Annotated in this window: 17 protein-coding genes and 1 tRNA gene; 7 read left to right on the top strand and 11 right to left on the bottom strand. The window is 60.4% G+C overall.

Annotated features, from left to right (window positions below; all coding sequences use genetic code 11):
* Nucleotides 1-133 precede the first annotated feature (133 nt).
* Complete coding sequence (locus I8E17_RS14635; protein WP_069612891.1) at nt 134-433, bottom strand: glycine zipper domain-containing protein; 300 nt, start codon at nt 431-433, stop codon at nt 134-136.
* Nucleotides 434-731: 298 nt separating this feature from the next.
* Between I8E17_RS14635 and I8E17_RS14630 the strand changes: the two genes are divergently transcribed.
* From I8E17_RS14630 to hemA, 4 genes are all read left to right on the top strand, one after another.
* A complete protein-coding gene (locus I8E17_RS14630; protein ID WP_069612892.1) occupies nt 732-1,220 on the top strand; it encodes a (2Fe-2S)-binding protein in 489 nt (162 codons plus the stop codon).
* A gap of 82 nt (nt 1,221-1,302) precedes the next feature.
* Entirely contained in the window at nt 1,303-3,648 is a 2,346-nt protein-coding gene (locus I8E17_RS14625) for a xanthine dehydrogenase family protein molybdopterin-binding subunit (RefSeq protein ID WP_069612893.1), read from the top strand.
* Between the two features lie 15 nt (nt 3,649-3,663).
* The gene (locus I8E17_RS14620; protein WP_069612894.1) at nt 3,664-4,458 is read left to right on the top strand and encodes a xanthine dehydrogenase family protein subunit M; all 795 of its coding nucleotides are present in this window, start codon (nt 3,664-3,666) and stop codon (nt 4,456-4,458) included.
* A gap of 217 nt (nt 4,459-4,675) precedes the next feature.
* Nucleotides 4,676-5,887, top strand: coding sequence for a 5-aminolevulinate synthase (gene hemA, locus I8E17_RS14615; RefSeq protein ID WP_069612971.1), 1,212 nt, complete (start codon nt 4,676-4,678; stop codon nt 5,885-5,887).
* 88 nt (nt 5,888-5,975) lie between these two features.
* Here hemA and I8E17_RS14610 read toward each other — a convergent pair whose 3' ends face one another.
* Nucleotides 5,976-6,605 (bottom strand): LysE family translocator, encoded by a 630-nt coding sequence (locus tag I8E17_RS14610; protein WP_069612895.1) that lies wholly within the window; start codon nt 6,603-6,605, stop codon nt 5,976-5,978.
* A 120-nt stretch (nt 6,606-6,725) separates the two neighbouring features.
* Nucleotides 6,726-7,919, bottom strand: coding sequence for a 1-deoxy-D-xylulose-5-phosphate reductoisomerase (dxr, locus tag I8E17_RS14605; RefSeq protein ID WP_069612896.1), 1,194 nt, complete (start codon nt 7,917-7,919; stop codon nt 6,726-6,728).
* Nucleotides 7,920-8,116: 197 nt separating this feature from the next.
* Here dxr and I8E17_RS14600 point away from each other — a divergent pair, with 197 nt between their 5' ends.
* The gene (locus I8E17_RS14600) at nt 8,117-8,383 is read left to right on the top strand and encodes a BON domain-containing protein (protein WP_069612897.1); all 267 of its coding nucleotides are present in this window, start codon (nt 8,117-8,119) and stop codon (nt 8,381-8,383) included.
* Between the two features lie 192 nt (nt 8,384-8,575).
* On the opposite strand, the gene I8E17_RS14595 is transcribed toward I8E17_RS14600, so the two are convergent.
* From I8E17_RS14595 to I8E17_RS14585, 3 genes are all read right to left on the bottom strand, one after another.
* A complete protein-coding gene (locus I8E17_RS14595; RefSeq protein WP_069612898.1) occupies nt 8,576-9,091 on the bottom strand; it encodes a hypothetical protein in 516 nt (171 codons plus the stop codon).
* A 110-nt stretch (nt 9,092-9,201) separates the two neighbouring features.
* Nucleotides 9,202-9,278, bottom strand: a tRNA-Arg gene (locus I8E17_RS14590).
* 122 nt (nt 9,279-9,400) lie between these two features.
* Nucleotides 9,401-10,561, bottom strand: coding sequence for a M20 aminoacylase family protein (locus I8E17_RS14585; protein ID WP_069612899.1), 1,161 nt, complete (start codon nt 10,559-10,561; stop codon nt 9,401-9,403).
* A gap of 242 nt (nt 10,562-10,803) precedes the next feature.
* Between I8E17_RS14585 and I8E17_RS14580 the strand changes: the two genes are divergently transcribed.
* A complete protein-coding gene (locus I8E17_RS14580) occupies nt 10,804-11,922 on the top strand; it encodes a D-alanyl-D-alanine carboxypeptidase family protein (protein ID WP_176728014.1) in 1,119 nt (372 codons plus the stop codon).
* 15 nt (nt 11,923-11,937) lie between these two features.
* Nucleotides 11,938-13,113: a GTP-binding protein gene (locus I8E17_RS14575; RefSeq protein ID WP_069612901.1), complete on the top strand. Its 1,176-nt coding sequence runs from the start codon at nt 11,938-11,940 to the stop codon at nt 13,111-13,113.
* Between the two features lie 389 nt (nt 13,114-13,502).
* Here I8E17_RS14575 and I8E17_RS14570 read toward each other — a convergent pair whose 3' ends face one another.
* From I8E17_RS14570 to I8E17_RS14550, 5 genes are all read right to left on the bottom strand, one after another.
* Nucleotides 13,503-13,736 (bottom strand): sulfurtransferase TusA family protein, encoded by a 234-nt coding sequence (locus I8E17_RS14570; protein WP_069612902.1) that lies wholly within the window; start codon nt 13,734-13,736, stop codon nt 13,503-13,505.
* Nucleotides 13,729-15,042: a murein L,D-transpeptidase family protein gene (locus tag I8E17_RS14565; RefSeq protein WP_069612972.1), complete on the bottom strand. Its 1,314-nt coding sequence runs from the start codon at nt 15,040-15,042 to the stop codon at nt 13,729-13,731. The genes I8E17_RS14570 and I8E17_RS14565 overlap by 8 nt, the downstream gene beginning before the upstream one ends.
* A 230-nt stretch (nt 15,043-15,272) precedes the next feature.
* A complete protein-coding gene (locus I8E17_RS14560; RefSeq protein WP_069612903.1) occupies nt 15,273-16,226 on the bottom strand; it encodes an acetyl-CoA carboxylase carboxyltransferase subunit alpha in 954 nt (317 codons plus the stop codon).
* Between the two features lie 63 nt (nt 16,227-16,289).
* On the bottom strand, nt 16,290-17,279 hold the full coding sequence (gene xerD, locus I8E17_RS14555; RefSeq protein ID WP_113366667.1) for a site-specific tyrosine recombinase XerD: 990 nt from the start codon (nt 17,277-17,279) through the stop codon (nt 16,290-16,292).
* Nucleotides 17,276-17,443 carry a hypothetical protein gene (locus I8E17_RS14550; RefSeq protein ID WP_176728012.1) on the bottom strand — a complete coding sequence of 56 codons (168 nt, stop codon included), beginning with the start codon at nt 17,441-17,443 and terminating at the stop codon, nt 17,276-17,278. The genes xerD and I8E17_RS14550 overlap by 4 nt, the downstream gene beginning before the upstream one ends.
* Nucleotides 17,444-17,551 lie beyond the last annotated feature (108 nt).

Here is a 17,551-nt window from a genome sequence, read left to right as displayed (position 1 = left end):
CGAAAACAGCCTCCTTGGGTTGTCAAAACCATGCGATAGCCAGGTTTCGCCGCGTTGCCAAAGGCATTTGCGGGCCGAATCAAAAAGCCCCGGACTTGCGGCCCGGGACCTTTGAAATTCGATGAAAGACCGATCAATAGCCGCCGTAGCCGCCGCCATAACCACCGCGATAGCCGCCGCGCGGGCAATCGTCGATGTAGCGACGTCCATAACGGTCGCGGTAGTAGCACTGGCCGGGTTGTTCCTGGACGCTGCCGATGACGGCGCCGGAAACGCCACCGATTGCTGCGCCGACTGCTGCGCCACGCACGTTGCCGGTGACTGCGCCGCCGATGATCGCGCCGGATGCCGCGCCGATGCCTGCGCCCTGTTCGGTCGGCGTGCAGCTTGCGATAGACAAGCCGACCAATGCGAGCATAAGAACTTTCTTCATTTACTCTCTCCAACGTTAGTTAAGCCGAACCTCGGCCAACGTCGTCCCAATTCTTCAGCTCCACCACGATGGGCTGTCTTTACAGTCCTGCAACGATAGAAAATATCGTGCAAAATATGATTGTCTATTGGTGGGTAGCAGTTTTTTTATTGCTAAAAAAAGGCCGCGCGCCGTCTGCAGAAGAAAACAGGTTGCCGGGAGGCAGAAAATCCACCTCCTCTCTAAAGTAGAGGTTGATTGGATTGCGAAAAAGTCAAATGATGCTCCTTGCCTCTGGAGGAGAGGCGAGGAGGAAAATATGGCAAAAGTGACTTTGACGGTGAACGGCCGTTCGGTCAGCGGCGAGTGCGAGGATCGTACGCTGCTTGTCCATTTCATCAGGGAAAAATTGGGCCTGACCGGAACGCATGTCGGCTGCGATACCAGCCAGTGTGGCGCCTGTGTCATCCATATGGATGGCAAGTCGGTGAAGAGCTGTTCGATCCTGGCCGTTCAGGCTTCCGGCTCCAAGATCACAACCATCGAGGGTCTGGCCGCCAATGGCGAATTGCATCCGGTTCAGGCCGCCTTCAAGGAGCATCATGGCCTGCAATGCGGCTTCTGCACGCCGGGCATGGTGATGACATCGGTCGACATGATCAACCGTCATGGCGGCAAGCTGGATGAGAAGACTGTCCGCAGCGAGCTCGAAGGCAATATCTGTCGGTGCACCGGCTATCACAACATCGTCAAGGCGGTGCTTTCAGCCAATGCCGAGATGAATGCCGCGAGCCAAGCGGCCGAATAGAGTTTCACCGAGACCGTCTGGCTGAACGCCTGGACTGTGATCTTGGCGGATTGCCGGGCCCGGAACCCCAATGGAGGATGTGATGGGCGTTGAAGGCATTGGCGCGCGCGTGGCGCGCAAGGAAGACAAGCGATTTCTGACGGGCAAGGGGCGCTACACCGACGACATGGTGACGCCGGGAATGAAATATGCCTATTTCGTTCGCAGCCCGCATGCACATGCGAAGATCAAGGGCATCGACGCGTCGGCGGCTCTTTCCATGCCGGGCGTGGTCGGCGTGCTCGACGGCAAGCAGCTGCTTGATGATGGCATCGGCAATCTGATCTGCGGTTGGATGATCCATTCTCGTGACGGCTCTCCCATGAAGATGGGCGCGTGGCGGCCGCTGGCGGTCGATACTGTCCGCTATGTCGGCGATGCCGTCGCCATCGTCGTGGCCGATAGTCTGGGCGAGGCACGCGATGCGGCCGAAGCCGTAGCGGTCGACTATGAGGAGCTGCCTGCCGTCGTCGAGGCGGTGGATGCGCTGAAAGCCGGCGCCCCGCAAATCCATCCGGAAGCGCCCGGTAACCTGATCTTCGACTGGGAGCTTGGCGATGCGGCGGCGACCGACAAGGCGATCGCCGAGGCCGCGCATGTCACCGAGATCGAGATCCACAATAACCGGCTATCGCCGAACGCCATGGAGCCGCGCGCCACGCTCGGTATCTATGATGCGGCCGAGGACCATTATACCTGCTATACGACCAGCCAGAACCCGCATGTGGCCCGGCTCGTCATGAGCGCCTTTTATAATGTCGCGCCGGAAAACAAGCTGCGCGTCATCGCGCCCGATGTCGGCGGCGGGTTCGGCTCGAAGATCTATATCTACCCGGAAGAAATCGTCTGCCTCTGGGCATCGAAGAAGACCGGCGTGCCTGTGAAATGGACGGCCGATCGCACGGAAGCCTTCCTGACCGATGCGCATGGCCGCGACCATGTCTCCAAGGTCAAGATGGCCTTCGATGCGCAGAACCGGATGACGGCGCTAAAGGTCGACACGATCGCCAATCTCGGCGCCTATATGTCGCTCTTCTCCTCGGCGGTGCCGACCTATCTCTATGCGACGCTGCTGTCGGGCCAATATGATATCCCTGCAATCCATGCCAATGTCCGCACGGTCTATACCAATACCGTGCCGGTCGATGCCTATCGCGGGGCAGGGCGGCCGGAGGCTACCTATCTGCTGGAGCGCACGGTGGAAACGGCGGCGCGCGAACTCGGCGTTTCGCCGGCGGAGCTAAGAAGGATCAACTTCATCCGCTCCTTCCCCCATCAGACGCCCGTCATCATGAACTACGATGCCGGCGACTACGAAGCTTCACTCAACGCCGCCATGCAGCAGGCGGATTGGGCAGGTTTCCCTTCCCGCAAGGCAGCAGCCGCCGCCCGCGGCATGAAGCGCGGCATCGGCATGAGCTGCTACATCGAAGCCTGCGGCATCGCGCCCTCGCAGGCCGTGGGATCGCTCGGGGCCGGCGTCGGCCTCTGGGAATCGGCCGAAGTGCGGGTGAACGCAGTCGGCACGATCGAAGTGCTCACCGGTTCGCACAGTCACGGCCAGGGACACGAGACGACGTTTGCCCAGCTTGTGGCCGATCGCCTCGGCGTGCCGATCGACAGCGTCTCCATCGTCCATGGCGATACCGATAAGGTGCAGATGGGGATGGGCACCTATGGTTCCCGCTCGGGCGCCGTCGGCATGTCGGCGGTCGTCAAGGCGCTCGACAAGGTGGAGGCGAAGGCGAAGAAGATCGCCGCGCATCTGATGGAGGCCGATGAAAGCGATATCGTCATCGAGAACGGCGAAGTGAAAGTGGCAGGTACCGACAAGGCGCTGCCCTGGTTCCAGGTGGCGCTCGCCTCCTATACCGCCCACAATCTGCCTGCCGGCATGGAGCCGGGCCTGAAGGAAACCGCCTTCTACGATCCGGCGAACTTCACCTTCCCGGCCGGCTGCTACATCTGCGAGGTGGAGGTGGATCCGGAGACGGGCAAAACCGAGATCGTGCAGTTCGTCGCGGCCGACGACTTCGGCAACATCATCAATCCGATGATCGTCGAAGGGCAGGTGCATGGAGGTATCGCGCAGGGCATCGGCCAAGCATTGCTGGAGGGCGTGCATTACGACGAGAGTGGCCAGCTTCTGACGGCCAGCTTCATGGACTACACCATGCCGCGCGCCGATGATTTGCCATCCTTCCAGCTTTCGCATCAGAATACGCCATGCCCGAACAATCCCCTGGGGATCAAGGGATGCGGCGAGGCGGGTGCGATCGGCTCGCCGCCGGCGCTGATGAACGCCATCACCGATGCGATCGGCAATAACAGGCTGACCATGCCGGCAACCCCGCTCAAGGTGTGGGAAGCGGCGCGGGCGGCTGGCTGAGAGGAGGATAGGACAATGTACGCAACGAATTACCATCGCGCCTCCTCGGTCGACGAAGCCGTGAAGCTTCTGTCTGATGCCGACGAAGGCAAATATGTCTCCGGCGGCATGACACTAATCGCCACCATGAAGCAGCGTCTGGCATCGCCGAGCGATCTCGTCGATCTCCGGCATATCCCTTCGATCAAGGGAATCCGCGTCGATGGCCGCAGGGTCACGATCGGCGCGGCGACCACCCATGCGGAGGTTGCCTCTTCGGCAGCGATCCGTGCGGTCTGTCCGGCGCTTTGCGACCTTGCCGGCATGATCGGCGATCCGCATGTCCGGCACATGGGCACGATCGGCGGGTCCGTCGCCAACAATGACCCGGCGGCGGATTACCCGTCAGCGATGCTGGCGCTGAATGCCACCATCGTCACCGACCGGCGCCAGATCGCGGCTGACGACTTCTTCCGGGGTCTGTTCGAGACGGCGCTGGAAGGAGCGGAGCTCATCACCTCCATCGCCTTCGACGCACCGGAAAGAGCAGCTTACGCAAAATTCCCCAATCCTGCCTCGCGCTATGCGATGACGGGGGTTTTCGTCGCCAAGGGGGCAGGGGGCGTGCGCGTTGCCGTCACGGGCGCCGGTGCCGACGGCGTGTTCCGCCATGCCGAACTGGAGCAGGCGCTTGCTGCGAACTTTCTGCCGGACGCGGTTACGGGCGTAACGGTCGATCCGTCATCGTTGCTTGCGGATCTGCATGCAACGGCGGAATATCGTGCCAATTTGATCAAGGTCATGGCCAAGCGTGCCGTGGCTGCGGCATAGAGCAGCAACGGATAGGCTCGGAGCGGGGGTTTACCCTCCGCTCCGGAGAGAGTGTTTCCAGCATGGTTTCGATTGTCAATTTGACGTGAATGGTTATTCTTGTCTGGAATTGTTCAAAATTAGGGGCCATTTGCCGCAGTGGGCGCGAAAGCAATGCGGAGGGGTTGACGTGCGAACCGGCATTCTCGAAAACGGTCGCACGGTACTGGAGCATATGATGGATTTCGAAGCATTTTTTAAAGGCGAGCTGGAAGGCCTGCACAATGAGGGCCGTTATCGGGTTTTCGCAGATCTCGAACGCCGCCGTGGCAATTTCCCCCGCGCTGTCAGACATACCCCGAATGGCCCGCAGGAAGTGACGGTCTGGTGCTCCAACGACTATCTCGGCATGGGCCAGCATCCGAAAGTGATCGAGGCGATGAAACAGGCGATCGATCACTGTGGCGCGGGTGCGGGAGGCACCCGGAATATTTCTGGCACCAACCACTACCATGTTCTGCTCGAGCAGGAACTCGCCGATCTCCACGGGAAGGAATCCGCCCTGATCTTCACCTCGGGCTACATTTCGAACTGGGCGACGCTCGGCACGCTCGGCGCGCGCATTCCCGGCCTGATCATCTTCTCAGATGCGCTGAACCATGCGTCGATGATCGAGGGCATCCGTTATGCGAAGTGTGACAAGGTCATCTGGAAGCATAACGACCTGCACGATCTCGAAGCCAAGCTGAAGGCTGCCGATCCCAAGGCGCCGAAGCTGATCGCTTTCGAATCCGTCTATTCGATGGATGGCGATATCGCCCCCATCAAGGAAATCTGCGATCTCGCCGACAAATATGGCGCGATGACCTATCTCGACGAAGTGCATGCCGTCGGCATGTACGGCCCGCGCGGCGGCGGCATTGCCGAGCGCGAGGGATTGATGGATCGTCTGACCGTCATCGAAGGCACGCTTGGCAAGGCATTCGGCGTCATGGGCGGCTATATCGCTGCTTCGACCGCGCTCTGTGATTTCATCCGCTCGTTTGCGTCGGGCTTCATTTTCACGACGTCGCTGCCGCCGGCTCTGGCTGCAGGCGCCGTCGCGTCCATCCAGCACCTCAAGGTCAGCCAGTTCGAACGCATGCGCCATCAGGATCGCGTGCGCAAGCTGCGCGCTCAGCTCGATGCGGCCGGCATTCCGCACATGCCGAACCCGAGCCATGTGGTTCCGGTCATGGTCGGCGATGCCGCCAAGTGCAAATGGATTTCCGATCTGCTGCTCGACGCCGGCGTCTATGTGCAGCCGATCAACTATCCCACCGTGCCGAAGAAGACCGAGCGCCTGCGTATCACGCCGACGCCGCTGCATTCCGATGGCGATATCGAGCAGCTGGTCGGCGCGCTGCACGCGCTTTGGTCGCGCTGTGCGCTTGCAAGAGCTGTTGCGTAAGAGACGGTTTCCGCCTGAAAATCAAAATGCGCTTCATTGCGGAATATCGGTGTGATGCCGAATTCCGCAATCATTGTTTGTGCCGGCGTTAGCCGCGGCTTCCCAAAGCCAGGCGGCAGGCGAGGCCGGCAAATACCGTCGCCAGCAGATATTGCGGCAGCTTCGGAAGGCGCTTGATCGCCGAGAACCGGCCGCGGATGTGGCTGCCAAGCAGGATGATGGAGCCGTTCACCAGGAAGCCGATCCCGTTGAGAATGGTGGCGAGCAAGGCCATCTGCAGGATCATCGAGCCGCTGGGATCGACGAATTGCGGGAAGAGCGCAAGCACGAACAGGGCCATCTTCGGGTTAAGAATATTGGTTGCCAGGCCCTCGACGAAGATGCGCTTACCCGGAAGGCGCTTGAGCCCGGCCGACGGTGTGAACGCAGAACCCTGGGAGCGGAGCGTCTTGACGGCCAGATAGAGCAGGTAGGCGCAGCCTGCCCAACGCACGATCTCATAAGTGACCGGCACGGTGAAAAAGAGCCGTGACAGTCCGAGGGCTGCCGCCATGGCGTGGCAATAGGTTCCGAGCGCAATGCCGGCATAGGTGAGAAAGCCGGCGTAGCGGCCCTGGCTGACGCTGCGCGAGGCGATGAGAAGCATGTCGGGACCGGGCGTGGCGGTGAGCACCAGCGCAGCGGCGGCAAAAAGAATGATCGTGGAAAAGTCCGGCATCGTGATTCCCTTAAAAGTGAAGCCGGAATTCCTCTCTAGCATCATCGCCGGGAATGGCAATCGCCGTATATGCGGTTGCATAGCGAATGCGGAAAGTTGCTATTTATAGTAAGATTCTACTTATGCAGCCTTTTCCCGCTGGGCGACGAGTGCGGCGGCGCGGCCGCGCGCTTCCTCATCGGCGGCAAAGACCGCATCCATGGTGTCGGCGCTGCCGATCGCAATCATCTCCTCCATGACGGCCTCGGCGATATCGGCCATTTCGAGGAAGCCGATGCGGCCGTCGACGAAGGCATGGAAGGCGATCTCCTCTGCCGCATTCATGATTGCGCCCTGCAGGCCGCCGCGCTCCAGCGCGGTGCGGGCAAGGCGCAGTGCTGGGAAGCGCACTTCATCCGGGGCCTCGAAATCGAGCCGGGCGAGCTTGGTGAAATCCAGCCGATCGACATTGAGCCTGGTGCGGGCGGGATAGGTCAGCGCGTAGCCGATGGCGGTGCGCATGTCGGGACAGCCGAGCTGCGCCAGCACCGAGCCATCCGTGTATCCGACCATGGAATGGATGACGGATTGCGGGTGGACCACGACTTCGATCTGGTCGGGCCGGACATCGAACAGGTGCTTGGCCTCGATCATCTCCAGCGCCTTGTTGAACATGGAGGCGCTGCCGATCGAGATCTTTAAGCCCATCGACCAGTTGGGATGGGCACGCGCGATCGCCGGCGTGACATTGGCCATCTGCTCACGCGTCCAGGTGCGGAAGGGGCCGCCCGATGCGGTGATAATGATGCGCTCCACCGCGTGCTGCTGGTCGTCTTCCAGCGCCTGGAAAATGGCGCTGTGCTCGCTGTCGACGGGGATCAACCGGCCGCCGCCTTCGGCCACGGCGCGCACGAAGAGATCGCCGGCGGAGACAAGACATTCCTTGTTGGCGAGCGCGATATCGGCCCCGCGGCGGGCGGCCGCCAGCGTCGGCGCAAGACCAGCGGTGCCGACGATCGCCGCCATCGCCCAGTCGGATGGCATGGAGGCGGCCTCGATCAAGGCATTCTTGCCCGCGCCGACGGCAATGCCCGATCCAGCCAGCACATCTTTCAGATCCTGATAGCGCTCCTCATTGGCCGTCACGGCAAAAGCGGCACCGCAGGCCTTGGCCTGTGCGGCCAGCAGGCCGATATTGTCATGTCCGGTGATTGCGGCGATATCGAAGGCATCGCGCCCGCCCAGCTGGGCAATGACGTCGAGCGTATTCTGGCCGATGGAGCCGGTCGAACCCAATATCGTCAGGCGACGGCGCGCCTTGCTGCCGGTGTTCATTCAGGTATCCGCATTTGCTGCTGTTCTCCAAGGCTCTACAGGGGATTGGGCGGAGCGGCAAGTCCGGAGCCATGCAACCGCTCCCCTTGCCGGCACTCGCAAAAAGCGAATGCGCAATTAGTCATATTTTTTCGATCTCCATTGAACCAAATGCAAACTGCTGCGTTTTCCGACCACTCGATTGCGGAGGGCGATGAATGGTTTTCAAGGCGGCAACGTTTCACGGGATGGAGCTCTATCTGGAAAACGACCAGGCCAGGCGCTCGGCGCTGGAATCCGCGGTCGCCAATGCGCTTGCCGTTGCCGGCGGAATCGATGCTTCCGATGTCACCGTGATTGCGGCAGGCCAGGAAATCCGCCTGCACGGCTCGGTCGCGACCTATCAGGAGGTGAAGCGGGCAACCGCGGTTGCGGAATCCATTCCCGGCGTGCGGTTGGTGAGGAACAGGATCGCGGTGGGGTGATATCTGGACTTTAAGTTCAGATTCATGCTGCGCCGATGGGCTTACGGCAGGGTGATCGCATATGAGCCAAAGTTCCTTCTCCCCTCGGGGAGAAGGAGGATGCGGCAACGATTTCAGCTCATATGCGATAGCCCTGGGGCTCACGGAGTACTCCGTTTTCGAGGTCAAACGCATGAGAAAGATCAGGGTGCCTTACATCGCATCCAAGTACCATTTTCGATGCATGTTCTCATGGTCTTCCATCTGCTTACCCATGACTCCAAGTAGCCCGCCGGTCCAGGTGCCAAAAGCCGATATGCCATTCGGATCGAGCAGATTAGAGGGCATTGTGCGAATTGTGTAGAGCGGGTTTTGCCAATCCCGTTCGTCGCCAAGCTGGTGAAAGTAGCTTCCCGACATCTGAAATTTCGTAATGCCCCTATATGCCAGCTGCACTGTCGTAAAAGATCGATCCTTCAATGCCGCGGCAATATCCAGCATAGCTCTATCAACATCCGCCATCGATGCAGTCGATGACACGTTCCAAAGATCGATGACAACTGTGGTCGGATCGATGCCCCAACGAAGATGAGCGACCATCGCGACGTCCTTATTTCTAGGATCGCCCGCTTTTGCGGCGTAAGCCGGCCATGTCACGTAGAAAAAGTTGACGACAGCCACCGCTGCGATCGCAAAGGTCAGCCCAAATACGATTCTACGATATTTCATGGGAGCTCAACTCGCCTTATGCGTGCGATATTTACATATCGCACAACCCAGTCAAGCGGCGACCTTAGGAGAATCTTAATAGGGATTGGTCGTTGCCAGATATTGAATAATGGTGATCTCGACGCGATTCGAACGCGTGACCCTCAGATTAGGAATCTGATGCTCTATCCTGCTGAGCTACGAGACCACTCGGCATGATCCATACAAAAGCCAAGGCCCGAAGCCAAGCCTTTTTGCGTCGTGGAGACAATCTGTCTTGAGCGGGCTCCGCGTAGCATCAAAGACCACGCGGAGGTATCGAGGCATGCCTCAGGCGTTGAGGCGCTGTTCGGCGAGGCGCACCCAGTAGGACATGCCGTGGGCGATGGCTTCGTCGTTGAAATCGTAGGCCGGGTTGTGCAGGCCGGCGCTGTCGCCGTTGCCGACGAAGATGAAGGCGCCGGGGCGGGCGAGCAGCATGTAGGAGAAATCCTCGCCGCCCATCATCGGGTCGATATTGGGGATGACGTTACCCGCACCGGCGATTTCCTCGGCCACCGCGATCGCGTGATCGGTCTCGTCGGCATGGTTGAAGGTGACAGGATAGTTACGCTGGAATTCGATCTCGACTTCCGCGCCGTGGCTCGTCGCGATGCCTGTCACGATCTGCTTGAAGCGTTGTTCGGCAAGGTCGCGCATTTCTGGATCGAGGGTACGCACCGTGCCGCCGAAGCTTGCATCGTTCGGGATGACGTTATGGGCATTGCCGGCGTTGAACTTGGTGACGGAAACGACCACCGATTTCAGCGGATTGGCGCTGCGCGAGGCGATGAGCTGCAGATTGGAGACGATCTGCGCGCCAATGGCGATCGGATCGATCGTTTTGTGCGGCATGGCGGCGTGGCCGCCGACGCCCTTGATGGAGACGGTGAATTCATCCGTCGCCGCCATGATCGCGCCCTTGCGGATGGCGAAATGGCCGACGGGCAGGCCCGGCATGTTGTGCATGCCATAGACCTCGGCGATCTGGAAGCGCTCCATCATGCCGTCCTTGACCATGGCGTCGCCGCCGGCGCCGCCTTCTTCGGCCGGCTGGAAGATGACGGCGATGTTGCCGTTGAAATTGCGGTTCTCGGCGAGGTATTTCGCAGCGCCCAGCAGCATGGCGGTGTGGCCGTCATGGCCGCAGGCATGCATCTTGCCGGGAGTCTGGGAGGCATAGGGCTTGCCGGTAATTTCGGTGAGGGGCAGGGCATCCATGTCGGCGCGCAAGCCGATCGTGCGGCCCTCGCCCTTGCCGCGGATCAGGCCGACGACGCCAGTACGGCCGATGCCCGTCACCACCTCGTCGACCCCGAAGGCGCGCAGTTTCTCGGCCACGAAGGCGGCCGTATTCTCGACCGCATAGAGAAGTTCGGGATGCGCATGGATATGGCGGCGCCACTCGGTTACTTCGCCCTGGAGTTCTGCGGCTCTGTTCAAGATCGGCATATGCTGATTTTCCTGCTGCTCAATATCGATTCTGGTTCAACCTGCGGGTCCTTGGCACAGCCTTGGCCAGCTTATCGCGGCCTTGAGGCGTGCCATCGGGAATAAAAGTCGTCAATCGCCTTTGCCTTCTCCTAGCCATATAGGTTAAATAGACGAAGCTTTCGAGAAAATTCCGGACTTCTGAAGGATAGATCGTGCCGACGAAGCAGAATCGTTTGTATGCCGCCCTGCGGCTCGTTCCTATGGCCGCAGCAGCATCCATGCTTTTCCTGTCGACCGCTGAGACGGCCGGAGCCAATCCGCATATTCTCGTCGATGTCAGCACCGGACGCGTTCTCGACCAGCAGGAGGCCTTTCGCCGCTGGTATCCTGCCTCGCTCACCAAGCTGATGACGACCTACGTGACCTTCCGGGCCATCCAGTCCGGTCAGATCCGGCTCGATACGCCCGTCGTCATGTCGAAGCTTGCTGCCGCACAGCCGCCGGCCAAGATGTACTTCAAGCCGGGCCAGAAGATGACGCTCGACAACGCCTTGAAGATGATGCTGGTCAAATCGGCAAACGATCTTGCCATGGCCGTGGCCGAGACGGTCGGCGGCTCGCAGCAGGGCTTCGTGGCGCGGATGAATGCGGAAGCCGCGCGCCTCGGCATGCGCGACTCGCATTTCATCAATCCGAACGGCCTCCCCGGCAAGGGGCAGTATACGACGGCGCGCGATCTTGCGATCCTCAGTGTGGCGCTGCGCCGCGAGTTTCCGCAATATGCCGGCTATTTCTCGCTCGAGGGCTTCACCAACGGCGTCAAGCAGGTGCCGAACATCAATATGCTCATCGGCCGTTTCGACGGCGCGGACGGCATGAAGACCGGCTTTATCTGCGCTGCCGGCTTCAACCAGATCGCCTCGGCAACCCGCAACGGCCGTACGCTGATCTCGGTCGTCCTTGGCACCGACAGCCTGGCGGCGCGCGCCGACGATTCTGCCAATCTCCTGGAAAAGGGCTTCCAGAACCAGCTGTCGACCCGCGACACGCTCGCAACGTTGAGACCCGACGCGCCGCTAGCGGCCGATGTCGCCGATGTCACGGCCGACATCTGCAGCACCAAGGGCGCGCAGGCGCGCAGCGAAACCCGCGATCCCTTCGGCCGCACCAAGGTCCAGTCGCCCTATATCCACGAAATGGATCACGAGCCCAATTTCGTCTATGCCGGCCTGATCGGTGGCCAGGATATCGCAACGGCCGCCAAGGGCGACAAGGACGATGTGACGGCGAAAGGCGACAAGGCGACCAGGGACAACAAGATCGCCATCTCCGGCGGCGCGTCCAATGTGCCGGTCCCGATGCCGCGGCCCACTTTCTAATATCGGACAGGAATCATGAGCGTTTCGCAGCAAAGAGTGCCGGTTGCCATCCTGACCGGCTTTCTCGGTGCGGGTAAATCGACCCTGCTCAACCGCATCCTCAAGGATGAGGCCATGCGCGATGCGGCCGTCATCATTAACGAGTTCGGCGATGTCGGTATCGATCATCTGTTGGTGGAAAGCTCCAGCGATTCCATCATCGAGCTTTCCGATGGCTGCCTGTGCTGCACGGTGCGCGGCGAGTTGGTGGATACGCTGGCGACCCTTATGGACGCCATGCAGACCGGCCGCATCCGGCCGCTGAAGCGCGTCGTCATCGAAACGACCGGCCTTGCCGATCCCGCTCCCGTCATGCAGTCGATCATGGGCAATCCGATCATCGCCACCAATTTCGATCTCGATGGCGTCATTACCGTCGTCGATGCGGTCAACGGGCTGCAGACGCTCGACAATCACGAAGAAGCCCGCAAGCAGGTCGCAGTCGCCGACCGGCTGATTGTGTCCAAGACCGGGATTGCCGGCGCCGTGCCGGAAGGTGAGCTGGAGAGCAGGCTGAGGGCGCTCAACCCGCGTGCGCAGATCGTGAATGCCGATAGCGACGAGGCGGGACGCGCCGCTATTCTGGTCAACGGCCTCTACGACCCGGCTTCGAAGATCGCCGATGTCGGCCGCTGGCTGCAGGACGAGCTGGAGGCGGACGACGATCATCATCACCATGACGAGCATGACCATGACCATCATGGTCATCATCACCATCATCATGGGCACCACCACGGCCATCGGCATCAGCACGCTCATGACGTTACCCGCCATGACGGATCGATCCGCTCTTTCTCGATCGTCGAGACGCAACCCATCGATCCGATGGCGCTCGAAATGTTCATCGATCTGCTGCGTTCGGCGCATGGCGAGAAGCTCTTGCGCATGAAGGCGATCGTTGCAGTGTCGGACCGGCCGGAACGCCCCGTCGTGCTGCATGGCGTGCAGAATATCTTTCATGCGCCGGTGCGCCTGCCGGCCTGGCCCGATCCAGAAGACCGGCGGACGCGCATGGTCATCATCACCAAGGATCTGCCCGAGGATTTCGTGAAGGGCCTGTTCGACGCCTTCCTCAGCAAGCCGCGCGTCGATACGCCTGATAGGGCGGCGCTGGAGGATAATCCGCTCGCCGTGCCGGGGATGAAGTTTTAGGTCGTTAACTCATAATCGGTATTGGGCGGGCAGCATGTCGAATCAAGTGCTACCAACGAGCGATGATGATGAGCGCGAGCTTGGGCGTATCGCGCTGTGGCTTGACCCATCTGACCTGGATTGGTTATCGCGTCGGTGTAGTTGCCCCGAGGACGCAAGCAAGGAGCAACACGAACGCTGCGCGCGCGTCCGCTTTCGCGCTCGGGCGGCGCTGCACAAAGCAGGCTTAGCAGGCTGATGTTGTGGCCGTCATTTCTTCAATGACGCATCGCCCAGATCAGAGAACGGCGTGAGTTTTGGAAACGTTGGCGAGAATCACTCTATCTTCATGATGAGGCATGAGCGTAGCGACCCTCGAGCCACGAGGATGGCCCCGGCTGTGCAAATGGTCAGCCCTTGCGAATCACGAAGCGATGGCCGCCATCCGTCTTCTCACTCACGAGAAGCGTGTGGCCCTTTTCGTTGCAGAGATGCGGGATGTCGATGACGGCGAGCGGATCCGTGGTTTCTACGGTCAATGTCGCGCCGCTTGCCATGCGGCGCAAACGCTTCTCCGTCTTGATCGCCGGATAGGGGCATTTCAGGCCGCGCAGATCGTAGATCTCGATATCCGGACTATTCACTCTTGGCCCAGAACTTCCAGAAAGGCGGTTTCTTGGCCTCGGTCTGCGCGGTCTCGACAGGAGGAGCTGGCGCGTAGGCGAGCGCGTTGAGGCTGGGGTTCATGGGGTTTGCCGTCGGGATCGGCACATTTGCCGGAACGTTGGCTGCAACGATCGGGCCGGCCGCGGGCTGCTGCGCAGGTGCCATTGGAGCACCTGTCGCAGGACTTGCCGTGGCCACGCGAATGCTTGCCGTCGTCGGGTTGCCCGTCGGGCTTACTGCCGTGCCACCGCGCGCCACCTGCTGTGCCGACTGGTTAGCCATCATCGATTCGAGATCGGCAACCTTCATCATCTTGCCGGCGGCAAGCGCGGTGCCTGTGGGAGCATAGGCAAGATCATGGCCCTTGCGCTGCTTGGCGACGATAGCCTTGCGCTCGGCTTCGGTGGGATCGTACCAGGCCATGCCGTCGAACTTCTTCGAGGCAGCGGCATAGTCCGCCTGATACTGTTTGTCATAGGTCGCAAGCGCCATCTGCAGGGCAGGCGGCGTGGTCATGACGGGGCATTTGCCGCTGGCGTTGAATGGGCCGCTGGCCTGCTGGTTGAAGACGTATTTCTTCTCGCAGACCTCGACCTCGGGCGGGCGCTTGGTGACTTCGAAATTGTCGTAGCCGACCTTCAGCATCTTCCAGAATTCGATATTGGGGCTGAGGCGATGCTTCCACATGTTTTCCGCCGTCATGCGGAAGGGGAAGGCTTCGAGCTGAACAGCCTTCTGGCCGCCCTTGAAGGCGTCGCGCGCGAAGGCATAGATTTCCAGCACCTGCTGGTCGGTCATCGAATAGCAACCGGACGACGAGCATGCGCCATGGATCATCAGATTGTTGCCGGTGCGGCCGTTGGCTGCATCGTAGCGGTTCGGAAAACCGGTGTTGATGGCGAGATAGTATTTCGAATTCGGGTTCAGGTTGGCCGGCGTCAGCATGTAGAAGCCTTCCGGCGCCTGCCGGTCGCCTTCCTTCACCTTCGGGCCTAGACGGCCGGACCAGGCGCAGATCTTGTAGTCCGCGATGACTTCGAAACGGTTGTTCTGGTTCGCCTTCAGGATCTCCATCACGCCTTCTTCCTTGAAGATGCGGATCATGATCGGCGAGTTGCGGTCCATGCCCTTCTTGGCCATGTCGGCGAGGATATGGCTTGGAAGCGGCTGTTCGACCTTGTTCTTCACCTTCGACAGGTCGATCGACGCGGTATCCAGCGCGTCGTTGCAGCCGGCGAGTGCTAGCGCCATCAGGGAAACATAGGCAAGGTGACGAATGCGCATTCTGACCTGGTCCATAAATGCGAAGAGTGGCAGCTCGATCTGTTTCGCCACTCCCCTCGAAGCATGAAACGGAATCATAGATGGCTTATACTTGAAAATTCCTTACCAGCCTATGACGTGCCCGCAGCGCGCCGGCAAGCTTTTCTTTGCCATAAAAGCTTCGATAACGGAAATGTGGCCAAGATTTGGCCCCATTCCCGCTTTCAGCGATCACTTTTTCCGAATGCTGCTTAGAGATTGCGACCGATGTTGAGGAATTTCTGCCGGCGGTCGCTGCGCAATTGTTCGCCTGAACGGCTGGAAAGCTCTGCAAGCGCGGTCGCAATCGTTTCGCCGGCCGAGCTTATCACAGCGTTCGGATCGCGATGCGCGCCGCCGACGGGCTCGGAGATGATTCCGTCGATCACGCCGAGGCTCTTCAGATCGTCGGCCGTTATCTTCATGTTGGTTGCTGCTTCCTTGGCGCGTGTTGAATCGCGCCACAGGATCGAGGCCGCCCCTTCGGGCGAAATCACGCTGTAGATCGAATGTTCGAGCATGTAGACGCGATTGCCGACTGCTATCGCGATGGCGCCGCCGGAGCCGCCTTCGCCGATGACGATGGAGATGATCGGCACCTTCACGCCGAGACACATCTCGGTCGAGCGGGCGATCGCTTCGGCCTGACCGCGTTCTTCGGCGCCAACCCCCGGATAGGCGCCGGCGGTGTCGACCAGCGTGATGACGGGCAACTGGAAGCGGTCGGCCATTTCGAGGATACGGATCGCCTTGCGGTAGCCTTCCGGCCGGGCGCTGCCGAAATTGTGCTTCAGGCGGCTCTTGGTGTCGTTGCCTTTTTCCTGGCCGATGAGGGCGACCGGCTGGCCACGGAAGCGGGCAAAACCTGCCTGGATCGCGGCATCCTCGGAGAATTGGCGATCGCCGGCCAGCGGCGTGAATTCCGTGAACAGCGTATTGGCATAATCGACGAAATGCGGGCGCTGCGGGTGGCGGGCGACCTGCGTCTTCTGCCAGGCGTTGAGCTTGGAATAGATGTCGGCCATCGCCTCGCGGACGCGGATTTCAAGCCGCCCGACTTCCTCGGACGTGTCGATGCTTTCGTCTTCGCTCGCCAGTTTCTTGAGCTCGTGAATCTTGCCTTCGAGATCCGAGATGGGTTTTTCGAAGTCCAGATAATTGTGCATGAGGTGCGTTTCCGATCCTTTTGCCCGTGACGAGAGATGGCGGCTTGAGCCTGTATGCCGGTCCTAATCCTGTTTTTTTGCCTGTTTGGCAAGGGGGTGATGCGTTTGGACAAGCTGATGAAGGCGTTCTTCCAGCACATGTGTGTAGATTTGCGTCGTCGAAATGTCCGAATGGCCGAGAAGTTCCTGCACGACGCGCAGGTCCGCGCCGTTGGCGAGGAGATGGCTCGCGAAGGCATGGCGCATCACATGCGGCGAGATCATCGAAGGCGTCAGGCCCGCCCGGACAGCAAGGTCCTTGAGATCGCGCGCAAAAACCTGACGCGGCAGATAGCCCTGCCTGGAAGCGGCGGGGAAAAGCCACGGACTTTCGGGGGCAGGGTTCTTGGCGTTTGCCGCAATCTCGGCTTGCAGCCGTCCATAGCTCTTCAGCGCCGAAATGGCCGACTGCGACAGCGGCACCAGCCGCTCCTTGTTGCCTTTGCCGCGGATCATCAGGAAGCGGCCTTCCTGATCCAGCACCTTCGCCGGCAGAGAGATGAGCTCGCTCACACGCATGCCGGTGGCATAGAGCATTTCCAGAAGCACCAGCATGCGCAGCCGCTGCAGCCGGTCCGGTCCGTCGGCCGCGGCCTCCTCCTCGGCCTGGCTCAGAAGCCTCGTCACTTCGTCGATGCCCATCGTCTTCGGAAGGGCGCGGCCCTTCTTGGGAGCATCGAGGATCCCCGTCGGGTCGTCCGTGCGCAGACCTTCAGCATAGAGGAACTTATAGAATTGCCGCATGGCAGAGAGCCGGCGTGCCTGGGAGGACGGTTTGAAGCCTTGGCTCGACAGGCTGGAAAGATAGGCTCCCAGGTCGCTGGAGCTGGCTTCCGTCAGGCGGACTCCTTGCCCGGATAGGAATGAATGGAGATCGTCGAGATCACGCTCGTACGATTGTAGCGTGTTGATGGCGGCGCCTCGCTCGGCGCTCATCATCTCCAGAAAGGCTTCCAGATGCACTCGCCCCAGATCTCTCTTGCCCGCTCGTACATTTTCGGCTTGCGCGCTCATGGTTTCAGCGAGCCTGTCGTCGGAGGATTGAGGCGTTCGGGGGCAATGCGGATCGTCACCTCGCGCGGTTGGGGATCGACGAAGAGCACCAAAGCCCACATCGCTCCATATATCGATCCGGCGATGACCGCGCAGATGACAAGGAAGCGAAACAGGGTTGGCATTCGAAAACTCTCCTTCGCCGTTCATTGGCGCGGCGATGCGCAATAATTATGTCCTTCAAGGGTTAGCCGAAGGATATTGCAGACATGTTTACGATAGCGGCGTCTTGA

Origin of the sequence: Rhizobium sp. AB2/73, from assembly GCF_020871915.1 — a bacterium.
Classification (GTDB): Bacteria; Pseudomonadota; Alphaproteobacteria; order Rhizobiales; family Rhizobiaceae; genus Rhizobium; species Rhizobium dioscoreae.
The sequence above is the reverse complement of the archived record's forward strand: the minus strand, read 5'-3'. Positions and strand labels throughout refer to the sequence as shown.